Annotated in this window: 14 protein-coding genes and 4 pseudogenes; 10 read left to right on the forward strand and 8 right to left on the reverse strand. The window is 49.9% G+C overall.

Annotation, left to right across the window (positions count from 1 at the left end; genetic code table 11):
• The first annotated feature begins 1 nt into the window (after position 1).
• The 9 genes and pseudogenes from GTGU_RS21145 (at position 2) to GTGU_RS25875 (ending at position 15,647) form a co-directional block, all read left to right on the forward strand.
• Entirely contained in the window at positions 2-10,792 is a 10,791-nt protein-coding gene (locus tag GTGU_RS21145; protein WP_051857404.1) for a hemagglutinin repeat-containing protein, read from the forward strand.
• Positions 10,789-11,061, forward strand: coding sequence for a colicin immunity domain-containing protein (locus GTGU_RS21150; RefSeq protein WP_038162030.1), 273 nt, complete (start codon positions 10,789-10,791; stop codon positions 11,059-11,061). The genes GTGU_RS21145 and GTGU_RS21150 overlap by 4 nt, the downstream gene beginning before the upstream one ends.
• A 623-nt stretch (positions 11,062-11,684) precedes the next feature.
• Complete coding sequence (locus tag GTGU_RS26920) at positions 11,685-12,263, forward strand: hypothetical protein (protein WP_051857405.1); 579 nt, start codon at positions 11,685-11,687, stop codon at positions 12,261-12,263.
• Positions 12,264-12,265: 2 nt separating this feature from the next.
• On the forward strand, positions 12,266-12,472 hold the full coding sequence (locus tag GTGU_RS21165; RefSeq protein ID WP_038162033.1) for a hypothetical protein: 207 nt from the start codon (positions 12,266-12,268) through the stop codon (positions 12,470-12,472).
• A 131-nt stretch (positions 12,473-12,603) separates the two neighbouring features.
• Positions 12,604-13,329: a TreTu family toxin gene (locus GTGU_RS26720; RefSeq protein WP_038162037.1), complete on the forward strand. Its 726-nt coding sequence runs from the start codon at positions 12,604-12,606 to the stop codon at positions 13,327-13,329.
• A 15-nt stretch (positions 13,330-13,344) separates the two neighbouring features.
• Positions 13,345-13,632 (forward strand): hypothetical protein, encoded by a 288-nt coding sequence (locus GTGU_RS21175; RefSeq protein WP_038162041.1) that lies wholly within the window; start codon positions 13,345-13,347, stop codon positions 13,630-13,632.
• A gap of 56 nt (positions 13,633-13,688) precedes the next feature.
• A pseudogene (locus GTGU_RS21180) lies at positions 13,689-13,888 on the forward strand (hypothetical protein).
• Positions 13,889-14,468: 580 nt separating this feature from the next.
• The gene (locus tag GTGU_RS21185) at positions 14,469-15,215 is read left to right on the forward strand and encodes a membrane lipoprotein lipid attachment site-containing protein (RefSeq protein ID WP_038162043.1); all 747 of its coding nucleotides are present in this window, start codon (positions 14,469-14,471) and stop codon (positions 15,213-15,215) included.
• 174 nt (positions 15,216-15,389) lie between these two features.
• A complete protein-coding gene (locus GTGU_RS25875; RefSeq protein WP_156964223.1) occupies positions 15,390-15,647 on the forward strand; it encodes a hypothetical protein in 258 nt (85 codons plus the stop codon).
• A gap of 49 nt (positions 15,648-15,696) precedes the next feature.
• Here GTGU_RS25875 and GTGU_RS25085 read toward each other — a convergent pair.
• A pseudogene (locus tag GTGU_RS25085) lies at positions 15,697-15,888 on the reverse strand (integrase core domain-containing protein); the annotation flags it as partial.
• Positions 15,889-16,079: 191 nt separating this feature from the next.
• Here GTGU_RS25085 and GTGU_RS21190 point away from each other — a divergent pair.
• Positions 16,080-17,048 (forward strand): annotated as a pseudogene (locus tag GTGU_RS21190) (IS110 family RNA-guided transposase).
• 22 nt (positions 17,049-17,070) lie between these two features.
• Here the strand turns inward: GTGU_RS21190 and GTGU_RS25880 are convergent.
• The 7 genes and pseudogenes from GTGU_RS25880 to GTGU_RS21220 form a co-directional block, all read right to left on the reverse strand.
• A pseudogene (locus tag GTGU_RS25880) lies at positions 17,071-17,205 on the reverse strand (IS3 family transposase); the annotation flags it as partial.
• 61 nt (positions 17,206-17,266) lie between these two features.
• Positions 17,267-18,139 (reverse strand): hypothetical protein, encoded by an 873-nt coding sequence (locus tag GTGU_RS21195; protein ID WP_038162045.1) that lies wholly within the window; start codon positions 18,137-18,139, stop codon positions 17,267-17,269.
• 67 nt (positions 18,140-18,206) lie between these two features.
• Positions 18,207-19,247: an FKBP-type peptidyl-prolyl cis-trans isomerase N-terminal domain-containing protein gene (locus tag GTGU_RS21200; protein ID WP_084222829.1), complete on the reverse strand. Its 1,041-nt coding sequence runs from the start codon at positions 19,245-19,247 to the stop codon at positions 18,207-18,209.
• Positions 19,244-19,696, reverse strand: a complete 453-nt coding sequence (locus tag GTGU_RS24055) for a hypothetical protein (protein WP_156964224.1) — start codon at positions 19,694-19,696, stop codon at positions 19,244-19,246. The genes GTGU_RS21200 and GTGU_RS24055 overlap by 4 nt, the downstream gene beginning before the upstream one ends.
• Before the next feature lie 24 nt (positions 19,697-19,720).
• A complete protein-coding gene (locus tag GTGU_RS21210) occupies positions 19,721-20,236 on the reverse strand; it encodes a fimbrial protein (protein WP_038162048.1) in 516 nt (171 codons plus the stop codon).
• Between the two features lie 54 nt (positions 20,237-20,290).
• Positions 20,291-21,115 (reverse strand): fimbria/pilus periplasmic chaperone, encoded by an 825-nt coding sequence (locus GTGU_RS21215; protein ID WP_245609631.1) that lies wholly within the window; start codon positions 21,113-21,115, stop codon positions 20,291-20,293.
• Positions 21,112-23,631 (reverse strand): outer membrane usher protein, encoded by a 2,520-nt coding sequence (locus GTGU_RS21220; protein WP_051857408.1) that lies wholly within the window; start codon positions 23,629-23,631, stop codon positions 21,112-21,114. The genes GTGU_RS21215 and GTGU_RS21220 overlap by 4 nt, the downstream gene beginning before the upstream one ends.
• Positions 23,632-23,648 lie beyond the last annotated feature (17 nt).

Here is a 23,648-nt window from a genome sequence, read left to right on the forward strand (position 1 = left end):
TATGGATAATCACCACACCGTTTCCTTCAGCCGCCGTGTTCTGAGTTATCTCATCAGCGCCCTGATTGCCGGACAGCCCGTGCTGCCTGCCATCGGTGCCGTGGTCACCCCTTCCGGTAACACGAAGATGGATAAAGCCGGTAACGGGGTGCCGGTGGTGAATATTGCCACGCCCAACGGGGCTGGCATTTCGCACAACAGATACGGTGAATACAACGTCGGGAAGGAAGGGCTGATTCTCAATAACGCCACGGGTAAGCTCAGTCAGACGCAGCTTGGCGGCCTCATCCAGAACAACCCGAACCTGAAGGCGGGCAAGGAAGCCAGGGGCATTATTAATGAAGTCACGGGCGGTAAACGCTCAGAACTGAAAGGCTACACCGAAGTGGCGGGGAAAGCCGCGAACGTCATGGTGGCAAACCCGTATGGTATCACCTGTGACGGCTGCGGTTTTATCAACACCCCGCAGGCCACGCTGACCACCGGGAAACCCGCGATGAACGCCGATGGCAGCTTTCAGGTACTGGAGGTGACAACAGGCAGTATCACCATTAACGGGGCCGGTCTGGATGGCAGCCAGTCAGATGCCGTGTCCATTATTGCCCGTGCCACCGAACTCAATGCACAGCTGCATGCGAAGGATTTAACCATCATCGCCGGGGCTAACCGCGTCGGCGCAGACGGCGGCATTAAACCCGTTACCGGTGAAGGCTCAGCGCCGAAAGTCGCCATTGACACCGGTGCACTCGGCGGGATGTACGCGAACCGTATCCGCCTGACCTCCACTGAAAAGGGTGTCGGGGTGAACCTCAGTAACCTCAATGCCCGCCAGGGTGATATCACGCTGAACAGCGCCGGTAAGCTGGTCCTGAAAAACAGCCTTGCCAGCGGCAACACCACCGTCACCGGGACAGATGTCACGCTTTCCGGGGATAACAAAGCCGGGGGCAGCCTGAATGTCACCGGGGGAAATGCACTGACGCTGAATCAGTCCCGCCTGGTGGCGGATAACAGTCTGGCGCTGTCCTCGTCCGGACAGATTGTACAGAACGGCGGTGAACTGACCGCCGGACAGAACGCCACGCTCAGCGGCCAGTCGCTGAGTCAGAACAGCAGCGGCAGAATCAATGCCGCCGGGAATATCACCCTCACCACTGCCGGGGATGCCACGCTGAAGGGCAGTACGGTTGCCGGAAAAGGGCTTACCGTCAGTACCGGCAGTCTGAACAACGGCGGGACACTGGCCGCCGGAAGCGATGCCACGGTGAAAACCGGCGTGTTCAGCAATACCGGCACCGTCCAGGGCAACAACCTGAAAGTCACTGCCACCGGACTGACCAGTACCGGCAACCTCAAAAGCTCCTCAACGCTGTCTGTCAGCGCCCGCAACATTACGCTTTCCGGAGAGACCGTTGCGGATGGTAGCGTTACGGTAACAGGCAACAGCCTGAAGACCACGACCACCGCACAGACGCAGGGCAACAGCGTCAGCGTGGATGTTCAGAACGCGCAGCTTGACGGGACGCAGGCTGCCAGGGACAACCTCACTGTTAAAGCCCGTGACTCGCTGAACCACAGTGGTAAATCGTCCGCCTCCACGCTGAAGGTGGAAAGTGGTAGTCTCAGCAACAGCGGCACGCTGACTGCTGCTGTGCTTGCGATCAACAGCCCCACCGTTATCAACAGCGGTCTGATCCACGGCGAAAAGACGCTCTCGCTGGTCTCCCGCCTGCTGGATAACCGTGACAGCGGTGTGGTGTACAGCCAGGCCGCATTATCCCTTTCCTTACCGGAACTCAGAAACAGCGGCATTATCACCGGCGATGCCGTACTGTCCCTGTCCGGCTCACAACTGACCAACAGCGGGGAGTTAAGCGGTGCTTCACTTTCTCTTGATTACGGCACGCTGAACAATACCACTGGCGGTTTGCTGCTGGCGCAGGGCGGGAGTGCGATCACCGCACAGTCCCTGTCAAATGCGGGCACGATCGCCGGTGACAGGCTGACGCTGAATGCCGATCGTCTCACCGGTACTGGTCTGTTACAGGGAGATACCGCGCTGTCGCTGACTGCCGGGATACTGGTACTGCTGACAAGGTCGCGCACGCTCACCGGCGGGGATCTCACCCTTTCAGGTACCACGCTGACCACCGCAGGCCAGACACAGGGGCAGAACGTCAGCGTGAATGCCCGTGACTGGCAGAACAGCGGCAGCGGGCTTGCAACCGGATCACTGTCGGTATTGCTTACCGGGATGCTCAGCAATACCGGCGATCTGATGAGTCAGGGCAACACTGCGCTGACTGCGGGAACGACAGACAACCGGGGCGGTCTGCTGTCGGCAGGCGACCTCTCCCTTAGCGGAAATTCGCTGGATAACAGCGGCACCGTCCAGGGCAACCGTGTCACGGTTCAGCAGGACCGCATCACCAACAGCGGAACGCTCACCGGGATCGCCGCACTGACGCTGGGCGCACGCCCGGAGATGGCGGCCCCCCTGCTGACGCTGACAAATAACAGTGGTGGATCGCTGCTCACGACCGGCGATCTGACCCTCACCGCAGGCACCATCAGCAACGTGGGGCAATGGCAGGGGAAACGGGTACTTATCCATGCGCAGACGGTGACAAACAGCGGTGCGCTCCAGGCGGCAGAGTTACTGGATGCGCAAATCAGCAACAGCCTCACCGGCACATCCGGGAGCAAAATCACCTCAAACGGTGAACTGGCGCTGTCCGCGCTGACGCTGAGCAACAGTGGGCAGTGGATAGCGAAAAACCTGACGCTGAATGGCGGAACGCTGACAAACAGCGGTGAGGTAACCGGAGTGGATGCACTGTCGGTCACGCTGAACCAGACCCTGAATAACCCGGCGGGCGGCAAACTGCTGAGCGCCGGTAATCTGACGCTCAGCGCGGGCAGCGTCACGAACGCCGGACAGATACAGGGAAAGACAACTGCCATCACCGCAGGCTCGTTTGTTAACAGCGGACGGCTTCAGGGCGAGTCTCTGGCGCTGAACGTCTCCGGGGGACTGAGCAATACGACCAGTGGCGTGCTGCTGAGCCAGAATGCCATGAATGTGTCAGCCGCAACGCTGACCAACCAGGGCGCAATACAGGGCGGCGGCGACTCTTCCGTTAAGGCCACCACCCGCGTACAGAACGACGGCAAAATCCTCTCCGGCGGTAAACTCACGCTGACCGCGCCGGAGCTGGCGAACACCGGCAGCGGACTGGTACAGGCCGTCACGCTGCTGCTGGATGTGGTGAACGCCGTAAACAGCGGGCGCGTACTGGCAACCGGCAGTGCTGAACTGAAAGGCACGTCGCTTAATAACAGCGGCACGCTTCAGGGCGCGGACCTGCTGGTGAATTACCGGACGCTCAGCAACAGCGGCACGGCGCTCGGCACCATCGGGCTGACGGTAAAAGGTGATTCGCTGGTGCAGACCGATGCCGGTCGTCTGTACAGCGCCGGTGCTCTGGAGCTTGACGTGCGCGAGTTCAGCGGACGGGGTCAGGTGGTAGCTCTGGGTAATGCAACGCTGAAACTCATCAGCGCGCTCACGAACACCGGCACACTGGCCGCAGGTCAGGCCCTTTCTGTCACGTCGCAGAATGCCATCACCAACAGCGGTGTGATGCAGGGCAATGCCCTTGCGCTGAGTGCCGGGGGCAATTTCACCAACAATGCGCAACTGACCACCGGTAACGGCAGCAGTACCATCAACGCACAGAACATCCTGCTGAACACCTCCGGCTCGCTTCAGGCGGGCAGCGATGTGCAACTGACGTCGCGTGGCAATATCACCGTCAACGGCTTCACCGGCACGGCGGGCAGTCTGACCATGACAGCCGCAGGTACCCTGCTCAACACCGCGCTGATTTATGCCGGTAACAACCTGAAGCTGTTTGCCGACCGCATTCACAACATTTACGGCGATATCCTGGCCGGTAACAGCCTGTGGATGCAGAAGAATGCCGGCGGGACGGTAAATACTGAGGTCATCAACCGTTCCGGCACTATCGAAACCACGAATGGCGACATCGTCATTAACACCGGACACCTGCTGAACGAAGCTGACGGGCTGACCATCAGCCAGTCAGAACATACCTACCCGGATGCCATGCCGGGACTTCACGGCTTTTACGGCAGCCTTAACACACCGGATTTTGATGTCAGTCTGAACGAATGGAAATACAACGGGGAAGACATTGTCTGGAAATCAGAAAAAATGTGTACTGGTGGTGTAAATGACCACTGTCGGACTCTTTATTCCTACCGCCTCACCGGTAGTGACGTCCGCCAGTATCTGCTGAGCGAATCAGTGGTGTCGGTATCAGCCAGTGGTACAGCGGCGCGTATTGCTTCCGGTCGGGATATTTCTGTTACCGCAGGAACGCTTGATAACCGTGGCAGCCATATTCTGGCAGGCCGCAACGCTGTACTGACTGGAGGAACACTGAACAACCTGTCTGCTGAAAGCGGACGCCGTATCACGTATGTGCAGGCTGAATACCGCTGTGAATGGTTTTACAGTGACTGTGACAGTACTGCATGGAAGCCCGTGACACTCTATCCGGACGGCAGCTGGAGCGGAAATGGTGATGCATCCTGGGTGCCCTATCTCCTCGGTGAGCGCACAACCGAATATGTGGCAGACGGCGGGGCGTACCGTGCCGTTATCAGTGCCGGTGGTAATATCAGCGCCAGTTTCACCCGTGACATCAGCAACACCACGACCACCGCGAACGCAGGTGGCGTCAGCAACACGATTAACGCCCCCTCGCTCAGCACGCTGACACCGCAGACTGTTGGTGGCGGTCTCAGTGCAGAATCGCTCACCGGTGCCGGAAACGCCACCATCAGCGGTCCCGGCTGGCTGGACAGTATCACCGACGGGCTGAAAGACATCGCCGGGGGCTCGTCACTTTCCGGTCAGAGTGGCAGCGGTGGCAGTTATCCTCTGCCCTCCGGTAACAATGGTTACTTTGTTCCGTCCACTGACCCCGACAGCCCGTATCTGATTACGGTAAACCCGAAGCTCGATGGCCTCGGGAACCTGGACAGCAGCCTGTTTGACAGCCTCTATGGTCTGCTGGGGATGAAGCCGGGGCAGGCTCCACATGCAGATGCGCGATGGAGCGATGAAAAACAGTTCCTCGGCTCATCGTATTTCCTTGACCGCCTCGGTCTGAAACCGGAGAAGGATTACCGTTTCCTGGGCGATGCGGCCTTTGACACCCGGTATGTGTCAAATGCGATGCTGAACCAGACCGGTTCACGCTATATCAATGGCCTCGGTTCAGACCTTGAGCAGATGCAGTACCTGATGGACAGCGCGGCCAGTCAGCAGAAAGGGCTGGGCTTACAGTTTGGCGTGGCGCTGACCGCTGAACAGGTGGCACGCCTGACCGGCAGCATTCTGTGGTGGGAGTCGGCGACCATTAACGGGCAGACCGTGATGGTGCCGAAACTGTATCTGTCCCCGCAGGACGTGACCATTCACAATGGCTCTGTCATCAGCGGGGATAACGTACAGCTGGCGGCTGGTAACATCATCAACAGTGGCGGTACCCTGACCGCACAGAATGACCTGTCCCTGGATGCAGATAACAGCATCAGCAACCTGAACGCGGGACTGATAAGTGCAGGGAACAGTCTGAACCTGAGCGCTATCGGAGACATTAACAATATCGGCTCAGCCATCAGTGGCAAAAGCGTTGCACTGGAGAGTATCAGTGGCAGCATTAACAATATCACCCGTGCGCAGCAGTGGGATGTGACTGCCGGACGAACCCATATCAGCGGCACGGATACCGGCACAACCGCCACCATTACGGCGTCAGAGTCGCTGTCACTGGATGCAGGCAGGGATATTAACATCACCGGGGCAGACGTCAGCGCCGGTGACTCCCTCGGGATGTTCGCGGGTAATGATATTAATATTGCCGCGAACCAGATAACCGAAAGCGACAACCGACAGCACCGGAAGAACCAGGAAGTCAGCCGCACCATCACGCAACAGGGCAGTACCGTCAGCGCGGGCGGAAATCTGGTGATGGCCGCGGACAATAACCTGAACGTCACCGCGTCCTCTGTCACCGCCGGTAACATTGCCCTGCTCTCAGCGGGCAACGACCTGAACCTGAATGCGGCACGGGAAAGTGAATCTCACCGCAACGGCAAATCAGAAAACCACGAAAGCCGTTCGGTCGTCTCCACGGTGACCGCTGGTGATAACCTCACCCTTGCTGCTGGTCGTGATGTGAACAGTCAGGCCGCCGGAATCGCGGCGGAAAACGACGTCGCCATCCGGGCCGGACGTGATGTGAACCTGATGGCTGAAGCCAGCAACGAAGGCAACAGCTATATCTCAAAAAACAAAAAAGAGATTAACGAGACAGTCCGTCAGCAGGGCACCGACATCACCTCCGGCGGAAACACCACTATTGTGGCCGGACGGGATGTGACAGCACAGGCCGCTGATGTATATGCCAACGGAAACACCGCCGTGGTGGCCGGACGGGATATCACCCTCACCACCGCCACTGAAAGCGACTATGAGTACCGGGAGAAGAAGAAAACCTCCGGTGGCATGTTCAGTAAAAAGACCACCCACACCATCCACGAGGAAAATCACACCCGCGAGAAAGGCACACAGCTTTCCGGGGAAAACGTGGTACTCAGCGCGGGCAGTGACCTGACAGTTCAGGGCTCATCCGTTGCCGCTGAACGCGACGTGGCGCTGAAGGCCGGAAACAACGTGACGGTGGAAGCCGCGACCAATACCGACACGTACTATGACATGAAGAAGACGAAGAAATCCGGCATCTTCTCCGGTGGTTCAGGCCTGGGTGTAACCATTGGTTCACAGTCGTCGAAAACCACCCGGCGGGGTGCAGAGACCACGCAGAGCGATGCGCGAAGCATGGTGGGCACTTCCGGGGGGAACGTCATTATCAGCGCCGGAAACCAGGTGACACTGAGCGCCGCCGACGTGATTGCCGGACGGGCGAAGGACGACACGTCCCGTGCTACCGGGCATATCGATATCACCGGCAGCGACATTGCCATTATCCCGGGACGGGATACGGTCACCGAATCGGTGAAACAGGAGACAAAATCCTCCGGTATCACCGTCAGCGTGAAGGCACCATTTGAGGACACGGTACGCAATGTGCGTGACACCGTGCGCGGGAAAGACAGCAGCGGTAACAGCACCGTTGATAAGGTGAAATCGCTGGGTGCGGAAGGTGCCGCTCTTGCCCTGGACGGTGCCGGTCAGATGCTGTCTGTTTCCGCAGGCAGCAGCAAGTCGTCCTCTGAATCACACTACCAGGGCGAGTTTAACAGCGGAAGCCAGCTTGCCGCCGCAGGCAATATCCAGATGACCGCTACCGGCAGACAGGGTGGCAACAGCGGCAATATCCTGATTGCAGGTAGCCAGGTGAATGCCGGTGAAGCGGTGATACTGGATGCGAAGCGTGATGTGAACATCACCACCTCCACGGATACCGAAACATACAGCAACAGCAGCAAATCCAGCGGCTGGAATCTTTCGGATGCACTGAGTGCCGGGAGTGCTGTCCGTGCCACTACCGGCGGGGGCAAACACGGCAGTCAGCTTCTGCCGGGAGGAATGAGCCGGTCTGAGAGCAACAGCAGCGGCACGCGTACCACAGAGAACGCGTCGGTCATTCAGGGTTCAGATATTTACGTCAACAGCCGGGAAGGCAGTGTGAACATCAGCGGCAGCCAGATGACGGCAACCGAAGACCTGATGCTGTCGGCCACACAGGGCAATATTACGGTCACCGCAGGACGTGACACGTCACATAATGAAACGAGTGGCAGCAGCAAAACCATTGGCACCCTGGGTGGGGACGGTTACAGCGCCACGGCGGGTTACAGTCGGGATAAACACAGCAGCCGTGAGGACGCGACCACTGAAAGCGGGCAGCGCAGCCAGTTAACGAGCACAAACGGCAACATTATTGCTCAGGCCGGGAAGGACGTTTCCCTGTCCGGTACGGATGTCAGCGCCGGTAAATCGGTTTCACTCAGCGGTGAAAATGTCCTGTTTGACGTGAGCCGCGACACCCGTGACGGGGAAGCCCACAGCAGCAGTTCACAGTACGGGGTGACCGCCGCTGCCGGTGGCTGGGCCATTGACGCGGCAAAAGCCGCTGAAACGGCTGCCCGCAGTGCGGAAAATGGCGACGATGCGCGTCTGACCGCCATTAAAACAGGTCAGGCGGGCACCACTGCCGCACAGGGCATGATGACGGATTCGGCTGTTGTGAAGGGCAAGGTCTCTGTCACCGTGGGTTCATCCTCGCAGGACAGTCAGTACCACAGCAGTAACACGCAGGGTACCACCATTCATGCCGGTGAGAATGTCATTATTAACGCCCGCAACGATATCGCGGGTCAGGGCGTACAGATTGGCGGTAAACAGGTGGTGCTGGATGCGGGACGGGATATTCTGCTGACCGCCTCTCAGAACACGCATAACAGCCAGAGTAAAAACAGCGGCAGCCAGTTCAGCGCAGGCGTGGGTGTGGGTGTGGGTGCCAGCCTGGCAGGTTCCCAGACCGGTATCAGTATTGAACTGGGTGCCTCACAGCAGAAAGGTAAGGAAAACAGCCAGTCACAGAGCAACACCAACAGCGTTATCCGTGCCGAAGAGCAACTTACGGTGAACAGCGGACGCGACACCACGCTGAAAGGGGCAGAGCTGGAAGGCAATCGTGTGGTGGTGAACACCGGACGCGACCTGACCATCAGCAGCGTGCAGGACACCGCCTCTTACGACAGCAAACAATCCTCTTCCGGTGCATCCCTCAGCCTCTGCGTGCCGCCGATATGCGCCGGTACCTCATCGGGCAGCGTGAACGCCTCCGGTGAAAATATCACCCAGAACGGTAAGAGCGTCACCGACCAGAGCGGTATTTTCGCCGGAAACGGCGGCTTTGATATCACGGTCGGAAACCACACCCAACTTGATGGTGCGGTGATTGCGTCCACGGCAGACAGCGGCAAAAACAAACTGGATACGGGAACGCTGGGCTGGACGGATATTCATAACGAAAGCAAAACCTCCGGTAACAGCTATACCGTGGCGATATCGGGTAGCATGGGGGGTAAGGACAGCGCTGATAAATCTGTCAACAGGGGAAAAGGCGGTGACGATGAAAATCGCAACGTGGTTCCGGGGATTGGTACCGGTTTTGCAGAAGAGAGCAGCAGTGGCACCACCTTATCGGCTATCAGTAACGGCACCATCATCATCCGTGCCCAGGCGAACCAGAAACAGGATATTGCTGACCTGAGTCGTGACACCGACAACGCCCACCACGGAGTGGACGTGAACGGCAATGTGCAGAAGGTAAAGGATAACCTGGCGGTACAGAGCGAAGGGATGGCTCTGGCAACGTCGGTACTGGATGTGTATGGCAAGTACGCAGAGCAGAAGGCGAAGGAATCCAACGCCGTGCTGGAAGCGAAGCTAATCGCCGAAGGCAAGCTTAATGGCAACATGACAGCAGAACAACGGGAAGCCACGCTGAAAGCCCATCCAGATTATCAGGGAACCGACTACGGTCTGGGAAGTGAATTCTGGACGAAGGGCAGTGCGGCGGCAGGACTGCTGGCCGGTGCGCTTGGTGGCAATCTGAAAGCCGGTGCAGCAGCAGGTGCTGCACCGCTGCTGGCCTCGCTGGTTAAGGATGTGAATAACGACGTGGCCCGTGCGGCCCTGCACGGGATTGTGGCGGCGGCGCTGACGCAACTGAGCGGGGGCAGCGGCTCTGAAGGTATGAAAGCCGGTGCGATTGGTGCCATTACGGCGTCGGTGATGACGGACCATCTGGTGAGTGCTCTGTATGGTAAGAAGGTCAGCGAACTTACCGCCGATGAAAAACGTCTGGTGAGCAGTCTGGTGACAATTGCAGGTGGTCTGGCCGGAGCGGCAGGCACGGACGGTGATCTGTCAATGGCGGCTCTGGCCGCAAATACAGCGAGGGTGGAAGTCACCAATAACTCGCTGGCGGGTGATAAGGCCAGGGAATCGGTCAAACAAAGTGCTGAATGGTGGAAAACACAGGTCAGGGATAAGCTGGGAGACGGAGCCTCATCGGCTATTGCCAACGGCATTATTAATGCCATCGCTGACTCCGGTGATACGGCAATAGGCTCAGCCGATTATGTGGGTGATGCGGCAATGGCGCTCGCCTCATGTGCAACCGGCGAAAGCTACTGTGATAAAGCACTGAGTGATTTGGCGGGTAAAAATCAGGCAGTGGCAGACAGCGTCAAGGCGCTGATGCAGAGTGAAACCTGGTCAGCAGTAGCCGATAATGTAAAACAGGCGTATGGCGGAAACCAGGCTGCACTGGAAGCCACAGGTGGAATACTGGCAGGTTTTATATTGCCAGGTAAGAAATTGCCAAATGCTGGAACTGCAATCATCTCTGATAGTGTCGCGTTCAGTACCAAGCAGTTAGACAAAAAATTTAAGCATGCAATTGACTTCGATGTTGTTACCACAAAGAAAAACCCGGAGACACTTAAGCAATATGAGACAGCTATTAAGAATCATCTGAATGATAAAGCTACTAGTGAAAACGGCACTTATGGCTTTGTGAAAGACTCAAGAGTGTTTTTTAATCCCAATACGAATAATGCAGTTGTTATTGATAAGTCAGGTGAGTTTATTACAGGCTTCAAAGTGATCCCTGGAACACCTCAGTATGATAACTATATGAAAAATGGGGTTTTAAGATGAGTTACTTACTTGTTGAATTTGCCAGATCTTTCGGGAGTGGAAGGCTTTCTGCGGTAGCATTCGCGGAAGCATATATGGAGCTTTGGCGTATAGAACGAGATAACAAAAATATACTTAACTATGATGAGAGTGTAAGTGAGTGTCTATCAAGTGTATTTTGTGCGGCAGATATGTATAACCCTGATGATGATCGTGAAGAATATGAATTTGATGATGAGCAGCTACGAAATGAAATAAATAAGCTCATGGATATTTATATTAATAAGTAAAAAACATCCTGGCGTAGTTGCCGGGATCTTCTTGTTAATCGTCAGCTCTTAACCGGCTCGACTACCGGTCTTCACTCTTCCACACTGACAATGACCGGCGTGTCGGTGCTGAATCCCGCCTCTCCCAGCCAGTTTCTAGGCTGGGGATGCAGGAATAAATAGTACTTGGTCATTTGGAACAGGCTCTTTATAGCAGCGGGAAAACGGGGAGCAAAACGTAAGGTTCCGGGGAACTCGCATTGACGATCTGGTGCTGATTGTGCTGACGTTTTTCCGACTTGTAGGGACTGGCGGTCAACTGTGTCAGGCTGTGGAGTGCTGAGTGAGTCAGTCCTAATGGCTCAGCCAGAGTGAACCCGGTGCAGGGAACTGGTTGATCGAGCCCTTCGATCTTCATCGGGGCGGTAGCGTGTTCAGACGAAAAAGGCGCGTCGGGGCAAAAAGTTGTCGCGCCGGAAGTGTAGCAGGCAAAAACGGATGTAACTGACGGAAAACACAGGGAAAAATCGACTTCACCCCTGCTCTCTGCATCAGAGAGAGTTGTTGTAGACAACAACAGTCTGAAGGTTATTGCGGAAGGTTGTGCTATCGCTGCCCCATGTCGTAGCAAGGTTGCAGAGCAGTTGCTGGAGATTGGCGTCAAGGCCGGGCTGACGGGGGCTGTGGCGAAGACGCTCGCCGACAAACTGACCGCCGACGAACTGGATCACCTCGTCACCCTGCAAATGACGGGCAACGATGAGATCACCAGTAAGTATCTTGGTCTGTTGCAGGACAAATATGCACCGGAAGCGTCATCCAATCCTAATCTGGGTAAAGGCCTAGATAACGACCAGAAAGCTGAGTTAGGTGGTGTGGGTTCCGGAACGCCAGGAGGCTGGGGACCAGAGGACGAGGAAAATGGACGGAACTCTGCCGCATCAACCGTTGGCAAAGATATTGCAGATGGACATGCATTTGAAAAACATGTTGTTACGCAGAACGAGTTTGCTGATCTTGGAATAAAAACTAAGGAGCAATTTGCCCAGCATATTGAGAAAATAATTAACAATCCTTCAGCGTCCAGAACACTTAGTGGTGGTAGGTCTGCATATTGGGATGATGCAACAGGAACTGTTGTGATCCGTAACCCCAAAGCAAGCGATGGTGGAACTGCCTTCCGACCTGTTAATGGTCGGGCCTATTTTGATAATTTGAGGTGAGAATGAATACGTTAGGCATTGCAAAACATAAGGTTACCTTAGAAGTTACCGAGACCGAATTGCTCGTTTTAAATTCAGCGCTGAATGAAGTTTGCAACGGTATTGATATTCCTGAGTTTGAAACAAGACTTGGTGCTACTTTGACTGAGGTAACTGTTTTATTGGATGAAATTGGTGAGGTATTGGATAAAATGGATGCATTAGCTTGATGTATTAGGTTACATCGGATCGAATTGTTGTTGAACACAATTCCTTAAGCAAAGGCAGCCCACAGAAATATACTGAACGCTATAAAGAATGTAGTGGAAATGCTGGTTGTGAACAGCAGATCCGTAAGGATATGGCGAAAGAATCAGCGGAAAATGTTCTGAAGCTGAAGTCATGCTGGGAAGCTGGAGATACTGCCTGCGTGGTGCAACTTGGGGCGCAGATTGAACTGAATGAGCAGGTGTATACTGCATTACGGGTTCAGGATGATCTGGCTGGCAGAGCGTATGAAAGTTCAGCGAAATGGTACGCAGATATAATTGAACAGTGCGCAGGTAAGTGTGGCTGGCTGGAAGCGTCATTGCTGAAAGCAGGGGCCGATGGTTTAACCAATATTACTTATGGTGTGCTTGGCGCTGGAAGTCTGGCGGGAGGAAAACCAGGGGCAACATCTATAACGGAAAGCGGTGTAGCGAAGGGGACAATACCAAACTCTTACCCACAGATAAAGTTGGGCGAAACAGTAATTATTAATGAGGTTAGTGTTACTCGTGTTGGTAGATGGATGTCTCCAGATGAATTATCTCAAATGCAAAATGGAGGGAAAGTCGTTCAAGGAGGTGGTGGACAGACTTTTATATCCACTAGAGGTGCTTCAGATTTCAAGTCAACCGCACCGGCAGGGTCAGTCTATGTTGAGTTTGATGTCCCTACAAATAGTTTGTTACAAGGCGGAAAAGATGGATGGTATAAGTTAATCGGTCCAGATGCGAGTAAATCACAGCAATTTATGTTGAATAAGCAAGGCGGTAGTCAATTACCTGAAGCTAAAAGTATCACAGTTCTAGATAAGAAATAGAAAGGAGCGTTAATAATGAATATAGATATTTTTAAAGCCGAAATTGCCCCCTATTTAACAGGGTGCGAGCTTCAATATCGCTCTTTTAGTAATGGTGATTTTGGCGACTTAGAGCGAATTGAGTTTGAAAAAGGGGATAAATTCGGAACAGTTGACTTGTGGTCTACAGGTTGGATGGGGGTAGATGTGTATGATAGCGCCTTAGAGGCTCAATTAATTAACATATTATTAGGCCCAGATGAGTTAGAACAGCAAAATAAAACAATAGAAGATCTTTTGCGAGTTTTAGAAGTTAATAAATGAAAAGCCTACAGTACATCTCTAATAATCACGTCCCTTATAAAAATTGGGGTGTGCTCATGATTTTAAATGAAGGTATTGTGCATAGCGGTGAGTATGCAGGCTGGAAGATCCAAATTGTTGATGATACTGCTGGTGAAACAGGAGGGTATTACCTGATTTTGCAGCATGGTAATATTGAATGTTTTGATTATTGGTTTGAAAAAAAGAGTATCTTGACAATCAACTAACTGATTTTGATATTAAATGGAATCGTTAGATGAGTAAAGTTCCGGGGACCTCGCATTGACGATCTGGTGCTGATTGTGCTGACGTTTTTCCGGCTTGTAGGGACTGGCGGTCAACTGTGTCAGGCTGTGGAGTGCTGAGTGAGTCAGTCCTAATGGCTCAGCCAGAGTGAACCCGGTGCAGGGAACTGGTTGATCGAGCCCTCCGATCTTCATCGGGGCGGTAGCGTGTTTAGACGAAAAAGGCGCGTCGGGGCAAAAAGTTGTCGCGCCGGAAGTGCAGCAGGCAAAAACGGATGTAACTGACGGAAAAAACAGGGAAAAATCGACTTTACCCCTGCTCTCTGCATCAGAGATAGTTGTTGTGGGTAATAACTCGCTCAGAGAGGAAGAAGAAAAGCGGCTTGGGCTGCGACCAACTGAAATTATTAACATTAATCCATTATTTAATAGTACAGCCAAAATACTTGACAGGAATGGATGGAGAACCACTGAAAGGTGGTGGTGGAATATTGAATACGTATAGCTCAATTATGAACCATTGAATCAATAAATCGATACTACATCGTCACTTTATTGATTCAATTTTTTAATTTAACAAAGGATGCTTCAATGAGAAAAATAATATTGTCACTGATTTTTACTTTAGCTTTATCTGGCTGCTCTAAACCAAATGTGAATTGGAATTGGGCTAAAGGAAATGAAATGCTTGCAGATAAAAGCTTAACTGATCAGCAAATAAATTCGAAAATTGAAAACAATAAAACTTCTATAAATGAAGTTAACGCTTTGTTTGGTGATAATAAGCAGAATACCAGAAGTGTAGTCAAAAAAACATTTCCCAACGGTACTTACAGCATTTCTTCATATAAGGGCCACCTGAATGACTGGGCTGGTACTTATGCACACCGTGTTCTCTTTGTGGCTTATGATAAAAATGGTATGATTATCAATCATGATATTGCAACAAATAACTTCAGAGAGAAGAATAAATTTGAAAAAAGACCAGAGGAATTGCGTTTAACTGCTTTTAATGAGTTAAACAAAAACGATAGCAAGTCAAAGGCATTAGGTCTTCTTGGAGAACCTAGAACTATATCATTTTCAGATGCCGGGAATATTTTATTGGTTTATAGTAACACGGAAATAACAAGAGATGCAACTTCCTTCATCCCAATTTTTAACATGATAAAAGGTACTGAGTCAGGGGGGGCTGAGCGAGTTTATGTTGAATTAAAAGACAATAAAATTGAAAATATATACTTGGTTTCAGTTAAGATAACCCAAGGGCTAGGGCTTGCAAATTCATCTGATTATAAAGAGGATGTAATATCCATCAAGAAAAAGTATGACTTTTAAATATGTTGCAAACCCAATGTAAGTGTGAGCGTTATTATATAATTTAAAACCGCACCGCCCAATAATAATCCCAGCATTGCTGGGATTATTATTGATTACGGGAACTCATATTGATATTACGATTTTGCTAAAGCAGATGATTGGATTGATTACACGTTAGCTGCTGCGGGTACATTGCCTTTTGCTAAAGTATTCACGAAACCACTAAAAGAAGCCAAATTACTGTTAAAAGCTGGCTATCTTGATGGGGCGAATAAGCTCATAAAAGAAGCGAGTGATGGTATACCAACAAAGTTGCCTTCAAATCCTACATCGCAATCATCAAGTGGAGTATGGAAACCAGATCATGGTGTAGAGGTAAATGCTGGTTCAGGTAAACAAAAAGATTCTCAGATATGGACTGAAACTAAAAAAACAGACCCAGTATCATAATGCTTATGATCACTGTGATTGTAAATAGACCCGCTTTAGCTCCATTCTTTTTTGAGAACCCGGCCAGATAATATTGTTGGCGGTAATCCTCAGGGGTCATATTGTTCAGCGATTCATGCTGGCGTTCACAGTTATATTCTGATAACCGTTTCTCTGTGATTTCCCGCACTTCATTCAGCGTTCTGAACAGATAAAAATTGAGTATTTCTATCCGGTACGTTCGGTTGAACTGTTTAATAAACTCCCGTATCCCCTTGTATCTTGAAAGTGGATTACTATGTTCTGGCTTAGATTTGGCAAAGCCCGTGTAGTCCGATTCCTCCTGGGGTTATTCAAGCCCGCAGCATAGCGACTGACGCACAGGCTGAGTCGTTCATCTGAAGCCCGAACAGTTGTCTGAACTTCAAATCGTGTTTGCAAGGAGGGGTATAGATGAGCGTGTCAAATCAACGTTGTGCAGGCATTGATGTTTCGAAAAGCACTCTGGATATTGCAATCAGCAGTATTGCCCAGCAATTCACTGTGCCAAATGAAGATGGCGGTTTTAATCAGATACTCAAAGAGTTAAAGCGAAATGAAACTCAACTGATCCTGATGGAAGCCAGTGGGGGACTTGAGTCTGGTGTGGCTGGTTATCTTCAGTCTGAAGGTTTCGATGTGGTTGTTATCAATCCCCGACAGGCGCGAGATTTTGCCCGTGCAATGGGATATCTGGCTAAGACCGACCAAATAGATGCCAGAGTCCTGCTACAAATGGCAAAAGTTATTAACCAGCATCCTGAGCGGGAAAAATATATTCGTCCCTTACCTGATGTTCACAGGCAGTTGCTGGCAGCAATGGTGGTCAGACGCCGACAATTAACGATCATGCTTACAGCTGAGCGGAACAGGTTGCATCCATCGCATCCTCAGAATTATGAAAATATCAGATTTATAATTTCGGTATTGAAAAGTGAAATGGCTCGTGTAGAAGCTGAAATGTCAGCCTATATCTCGAAAAATTTCAGTGAATTATCTGCATTATTGAGCGCCGTTAAAGGTATTGGTGCAGCGACTGTTGCCGTGCTGCTGGCTGAGGTTCCGGAACTTGGAACGTTATCACGACGTGAAATTAGTGCGCTTATTGGGGTTGCTCCAATAAACAGGGATTCCGGCACGATGCGCGGTCGCCGAACGGTATTCGGAGGACGAGCCTCCGTCCGAACCGCTCTCTATATGTCAGGCCCTGGTCGGGATAAGGCACAACCCAGTAATTAAAGAGTTCTATACACGCCTGGTTGCCGCAGGAAAGCCCAAAAAAGTTGCACTTACGGCCTGCATCAGAAAATTGCTGACCATCCTGAACGCAATGCTGAAAAAGAATGAAGCAGGGATCCGATGTATCACCAGCATGCTTCCTAGTCGCGCTCGAAAGACAGTTGCTATGCTCTTCAGCCCACTGCGCCAACGCCAGTGAGACCAATTCTGGTCCGTTGTCCATCCGCATCTTCAGCGGGTAGTCGCGGTTTCCCTCGATCCTGTCGAGCACACGGACCACTCGTGAGGCTGGCAGATTATGCGGGATGCTTACAAATCTACCTAGTCGCATGTTCATGTTACTCCCGTCTCTGGTTTCCGACTTATATATAAGTTAAAGCCAGTACTATTGCCCCGGAGTAAACTCCACTGTCAGGTGTGCCATTATCATTACGGATACGTACTGCAAGATTCGTTGTACCGTTATTCAATCTTGCGATCGCTTTGTGGTTTTGTGTGAGGCGTTCGCCGATAACCCAGACCTCGCCAAAGGTATCTGTTCCTTTAACGATATCAGTTAAACGTACCTTGTCACCGACGTTGTTCCTTAATTCAATCTGAGCGGATGCTTCTGCATTACAGGTAACGCTGATATCCGTTCTCTGGTTCCATGCGACACCTTCGTCTGTCGTAATATCAATACCACCCCCGTTAAGTGATGCATAGCAGTCCATATTCGCAGGGGGAATATGCGTGACCTGACATGTTTCGTTCATGGCAATACTGGAAGCCCCGGACCCCACTGCCTCTGCTATTGTCAGACACAAATAAATATCCCGGTAAGAGCTTAAGCAACGCTGTCCGGCAGAACCAATCCATGGACTTGCCGGTTCAAAAAATAGTACATTTCCCTTTGCCCCAAGGACGTTTTTGAAAATAGCACCGTAAGTGGTATTTTCACCCGAGTTAAAATTAATTGATTTCGATACAACCCCTGTGGTAAATGCAGATCCGCAATTACCATTCATGGTGAAATCAGTAGGAATAAGACCAACACTGCCTTTATTTTGAACTATTTTCACATAGGCCGAATAATTCGTTTTTTTTCGAAACCAGTTCCCTGACGAGTAAGAAAAATCACTGTCATTTAATTGAACCTCGTATTGGCTACCTGTAAAAAATAACTGATACGCTTGGCAACAGGAAGGGGCGAGGAATACAAAAAAAGTATACACCATACACCTGAATGTTTTCATGCTGATATCCCCTCAAAGAAAAGTAACTTTAACATAGCCTATCGCTGACATTTATTAATTAATAACATTAATTCACTTTCTTTTTTACCAAGGTACGAACATCTTTAATACTGAGAAAATAAACCATTGTAGCACCAGGGGGTACCAGAGGAGAAAAACCATTATCGCCATATGCTAACTCTGGCGGAACAACCATCGTTAAAGAACCATGATTACGTAAATACCCAACAGCCTCCTGAATCACAGGTGGTAATTCAGAGCGTTTCTTTGAAATCAGGATGCCATCACGTTCCATGTCACTGACGACAGTTCCATCGATCAACGTTTCCTTAACTGTCAACTCAATTTCCGAGTCAGCTTTAATATCATTATCACCGGGAGAGTCTACTTTGTATAAAAAACCACCTGATGATGTCTTAACCCCTTTTTTCTTTTTAAATTCAGAGCGGAATAACTCTCCCAGTACTTTTTGCTCTTTAAGAACTTTTGTACGCGCTGCTGAAACAATGGAATCCAGTTCATTAAGTGTTTCAGAAAACTCTTCTTCTGACAGACGGGAGTGGTTAAAAAAAGCATCTTCAATTCCCGAAAGAAACTGTCTTGTCTCAACAGCCACTTTCCAGTCCCGGCGTTCGTCGACCATAGACTTAAGGTCACGACCAAGCACATAGCCACTGGCCCATGACTGTCTTGCGACCGGCGATTCCAGATTAACACTTACAGTCTCTGTATTGCCCGTGCCCTGAATCATTCCTCTATGGACATTATGAGACAAAAGACTTCCTGTTTTATCTAACCACGGCCATAACTGAGGAACAATGTTATTCACTGTTCCTGTTAACTCAGTGAACTTAACTGACTCAGTTATTCCGGATGTTTTGGTTGCTGTATTTTGATATACAGGTTCTTCGTTCGTACTCATATCACCAGTCGATTCCTGAGTTTCAACCCTTTCAGTCTCAACTGATTTTGGTGTCTGATTTTTTTCAGCAAAACGTAAAAGCTCTTCTATTTGTGCGGCCGAACTATCAGGTACTACGGTACCAGCACTTAAGAGCAATACGACGAACAGGAGAAAGTTGTTTATTTTGAATGTACAGCCAGTCACTTGCCATCCCCCGCAGCATCTTCTGAAAGTCCCTGAAGCAATGTCAGGTTAATTTCCGCACACAATCTATAAGTACGAAACTGCCAGAGTGAATCCATACTACGCTGTAACTGAGGTCGGATACCGGAACGAATCGAAGCGTAACCAGAAATATCACTCATTAGTCTGTCATATTTAGTTTTGAAAGACTGATACTTGTCAGGAACAGAACTTTCAAGTAGCGCCAGCTCCTGCTGACACGCTTTCAGTTCATGTTCATAACCAGAATTATCCACTTCCAGACTCTCTTCTGGTTCAGATTCTGCAGAGACATTCCCAACCACTACACTCATTTCCTTACTTTTTTTTGCCGCCATCGCTGTTTGAGATAAAAATATGGCGAACGTGTACGCAATGAATAATTTAATTACATACAAAGAGCTTTTTCGAAAAATATTTGTACCAGCCATAGCCATCATTTTCCGTTTAGACAGTTATATATAGTTAATTGTAAAGATACCTGTGGCCTGGAAACGCCCAGCAGGTGCGCCGGAATATAACGATAACCCGGCAACCAGTTTGATCGTGTTTGCTACAAGTGGGATACTTACCGGCACGTCGTTCCACCTGAAAGACCTTCCGTCTTCGCTCATAACCTGAATAACACCGACAGGTTGATTCAGCGTCGCAGATTCCATTGACAGCGCAAGAAGGCGACTCTGAGCGTCAACATTATTTGCTGAAGTGAAAGACACTTCAGGTGAGGCAGGACACCCCGTTCCCTTAAGCGTGATAGTAAAAGACTGCTGATAATGACCAGATGCGACTCCGTCAAACAACACCTCAACATTATTACTTGATGCGTCGATTTCACATAACGCTCTTACGGCCACCGTCACAGGAACACTTATTTCTTCGGTTCCTCGGAAACCAACACCATAAGACGCACCGCATACACACAGAGCAGGGAACAGAATAACGAACAGAAAAAGTAAATTATTAAATCTCATGATATCCTCCGCATAAGTCCATGGACTGTTATTGCTCCTGTTATGCGTGAGGCATTATCTCTTCTTCACATCGCATACGGTGCCGTTGCAAACAAACTCCAGTTGTGGTCGCCCGCCATAATCATTTACATATGTCAACACAGGATGGTTCCCCAAAGCACTGGAGGAAACCTTCAGCATCGCCCTCCCCATCGGGGCAATCATCACCGGCTCAAATCCTTTGATACCGCTTCCTCCTTTATTATTATCGGCATCAGCAATTGTTACATAATATGGAGTAGGGTTTTGTACGATGAATCTATCACCTTCTTTGTGTAATGTTATTTTTTCCTGCCAGGGTTTTTCTCCATCCTTCAAAGTGATTGCCGTAGGCCTGTAAAAGAGCTTCAGGCGTGACTGAAGGGCAATCTGTAATGAATTAGGTTTATCCGACTTCGGTGGAATTTCACGCAAATTAAACCAAAAAACAGATTCGCGGTCCTGCGGAAGCGCAGAAACAGAAGGCAATGCCTGTATTCTCATTTGGGACTCTTTACCAGGTCCAATCTTCTGTACCGGGGGGAGAACGGCAAAATAATCCTTTACCTTATTACCACTCTCATCTTCAATCCATCCCTGAGCAAGATATGCCAGTTGTGTATTTCTGTTATGAACAGCAATACTAACAGACTTTTGCGAACCATTATAGATAATGCGGGTTCTGTCCGGTGCAATAGCTGCATACCCGGCAGGAATTATTGCAAACGAAAGAAATACAACCACTGCAACATTTTTGTGGAGTTTCAATATTGCGCATAATTGTTGAAAAAATAAATGTATTTTGTTTATGAGCATATTCTGCATATTCAGAACCAGATATAAATTAATATTTAAAGTCATTTGTTTTCCATACTCTCTGATTGAATACATGGAAGAAGAAGAATTCTTGTCAATACGTCAGTTGGTAATGGCGTCGGTAGTGTTATTATGCACTTAACAACACCATCCCAGCGTACAGACATGGATTCACCTTCATTGATTCCGACAAGGAAAACATTACCTTCATCGCCTACAACCCCGGTTTCCTGTTTTCGGGCGTTCATAACGGTAGAGCCAAATGGAGGTACGCTGCCATCAGCAAGACGGATCATTGCCATAGCTTTTAACCCGGAAATAACGTCAAATTTCCGATAACCAATCGCACCATCAGTCAGTGTGCTGTGTACAACGGCTTTTGTTGCTTCTGTCCGCTCATCCAGTTCGTCCACTGCGACAATAGCTCTGGAACGGAAGTAACTGTTGACATCCACTAAGACGGCTTTGCCAAAGCGATTTGAACGTATAATGCTACCGTATCCTTTCACCGGGACATCAGGTACACCGCTGGTATCAACAAGTAACCGGGTTCCTCCCGTTATTCCGCCCCGATGAAAGGCTCCGCCCTCTTTGGTTAAAGTTGCCCCTCCGGTAAAAGACACTGTAGTGGATGCGAAACGTCCGGCCTGATAAGCTGCATTGATACTGGTGTCAGCAAGGTCACCTCTGTGATTATAGAAAACATTAGCACCAATTCTGTCCCGATAGCTGTCAAGGCTCATTTGCATACTGTCAGTGTCGTTCACCCTGTCGTAATACCCAACGCGATGATCTGCAGTATCTTTGCTGAATGTGCTGTTGTAGCTCATGCGAGAACGTTCGCCCAACGGAATACTCATAGACAGATATACACCATCATCATTACTTCCATAATACCGGCTGCGATAGGCTGACAGAGACAGGTTAAGACGTTTCCAGTCCCAGAGATCAAAATCCCCGGATAGTGTTGCTGTATAGCGATTCGTTGAGGGGCGATCCCAGAATGTCTGGTGGTCATAGCCAAACCAAAGACTAAGACCAGAATCCCTGAACCGTTTGTTAAGCGTAAGGGTATACATCTCTTTACTACGGCCAGCAGAAATACCGCCGTTACGGGCCTCCAGCCAGTTCGACATAGAAAGATAATTTTTATCTGAAAATCGATACCCGGCAAATGTCACCTGACTGTCAATTTCATCGAATGTCTTCGAGTAACTCACCCGATATGACCTGCCATCTGAAGAATGGCTACTCTCATTTTTTAATTTTGCTCGTGACTGCGTTACATCAAAAGAAATAGCACCGAATAATAATAAATCCCGCCCCACACCAAACGATAAGGCACCATAAGATGGCGCAACTAAAGCCCCCCCATACAGGGACCAGCCATTCGATATCCCCCGGGACAATTCTCCGGTGATAAAGTGAGGGCCATTAAATTTGTGTCTGAAGTCAGAGGGGCGTCCAAGAGCAACTTTGTAACGCCAGTCACCAGGTCTGGTTAAATAGGGAATCGATGCAGTACTGACCTTGAATTGCTGTACAGAGCCATCCTGTTCTTCAACACGTACGTCCAGTTCACCAGAAACCGAATCATTAAGATCCTGGATTCGGAAAGGACCAGAGGGCACCTGAGTTTCATATAAAACACGTCCCTGTTGGCTGATAATCACGCGCGCATTCGTACGGGCAACCCCGGTGACTTCCGGCGCATAACCTCTTAATCCTGGAGGTAGCATGTTATCATCAGAAGCGAGGCTGGTACCGGTAAAACGAAAACCATCAAATAACCCTGAATTCAGATAATCTTCGCCAGCGATCAGTCGGGCTTTAAGCGATGGAAGTGCACGATAAGCATAGAAACGACTCCATTCCAGTCGTCTGTCGATACTCTGACCTTTATTCTGGTTATCCATATGACTTTGCCAGTCTGCACGTATGCGCCATGCACCAATATTACCTCCCGTTGTTCCGTTTCCGCGAAACAAGTAGGCGTCCGGCATTCCTGTCTGCTGTCTGGCCTGCAGCGAAATATTATAGTCGAGTAAAATACCAGCAATACCGTTATCCCACCTTGAAGGTGGTTCCCAATTATCTGACACATATTCCAGATATGTCTTTGGCATTGAAATATTCAACGACGAGGTGCTGAGGTCAACTTTAACATCCATACCAGACAAAGATGATTCGCTGGCACATTCATTATTATGCCACCACGACAGGTTTTTCAGATATTCTTCTTTTATTCCAATTTTTTGTATCAATTCTGCTGTGATACACGCATGGCTGACATCCGGAGTATCATCGGAATCATAAACGGTGACAGAGTGTTCAGATAGTTCGTTTTTATTAATCTGAACAACCAGGTCATACGTTCCTGGCATCACATAATCATCCTGAGAAAAACGATTTAAATCAATTTTACTTCGGTCATTAATGTCCAGAAACTCTGTATTAAACTGAGCACCACCTGATGCTGCATAAAACGGCGCCATCGACAATGACAGCGATGTAACTATACTTAATGGTTTCAGGTTTGTTTTATTTAAATATATTAGCACAAAGCCACATCCATTAG

The sequence above is a fragment of the Trabulsiella guamensis ATCC 49490 genome, from assembly GCF_000734965.1.
Taxonomy (GTDB): Bacteria; Pseudomonadota; Gammaproteobacteria; order Enterobacterales; family Enterobacteriaceae; genus Trabulsiella; species Trabulsiella guamensis.

What these genes read in the sequence shown, in the direction of transcription:
- GTGU_RS21145 (WP_051857404.1), top strand. Translation starts at nt 2, where the DNA reads ATGGATAATCACCACACCGTTTCCTTCAGCCGCCGTGTTCTGAGTTAT.
- GTGU_RS21175 (WP_038162041.1), top strand. Translation starts at nt 13,345, where the DNA reads ATGAATATAGATATTTTTAAAGCCGAAATTGCCCCCTATTTAACAGGG.
- GTGU_RS21150 (WP_038162030.1), top strand. Translation starts at nt 10,789, where the DNA reads ATGAGTTACTTACTTGTTGAATTTGCCAGATCTTTCGGGAGTGGAAGG.
- GTGU_RS21195 (WP_038162045.1), bottom strand. Translation starts at nt 18,139, where the DNA reads ATGAAAACATTCAGGTGTATGGTGTATACTTTTTTTGTATTCCTCGCC.
- GTGU_RS21185 (WP_038162043.1), top strand. Translation starts at nt 14,469, where the DNA reads ATGAGAAAAATAATATTGTCACTGATTTTTACTTTAGCTTTATCTGGC.
- GTGU_RS21215 (WP_245609631.1), bottom strand. Translation starts at nt 21,115, where the DNA reads ATGACTTTAAATATTAATTTATATCTGGTTCTGAATATGCAGAATATG.
- GTGU_RS26720 (WP_038162037.1), top strand. Translation starts at nt 12,604, where the DNA reads ATGGCGAAAGAATCAGCGGAAAATGTTCTGAAGCTGAAGTCATGCTGG.
- GTGU_RS24055 (WP_156964224.1), bottom strand. Translation starts at nt 19,696, where the DNA reads ATGGCTGGTACAAATATTTTTCGAAAAAGCTCTTTGTATGTAATTAAA.
- GTGU_RS21210 (WP_038162048.1), bottom strand. Translation starts at nt 20,236, where the DNA reads ATGAGATTTAATAATTTACTTTTTCTGTTCGTTATTCTGTTCCCTGCT.
- GTGU_RS21165 (WP_038162033.1), top strand. Translation starts at nt 12,266, where the DNA reads ATGAATACGTTAGGCATTGCAAAACATAAGGTTACCTTAGAAGTTACC.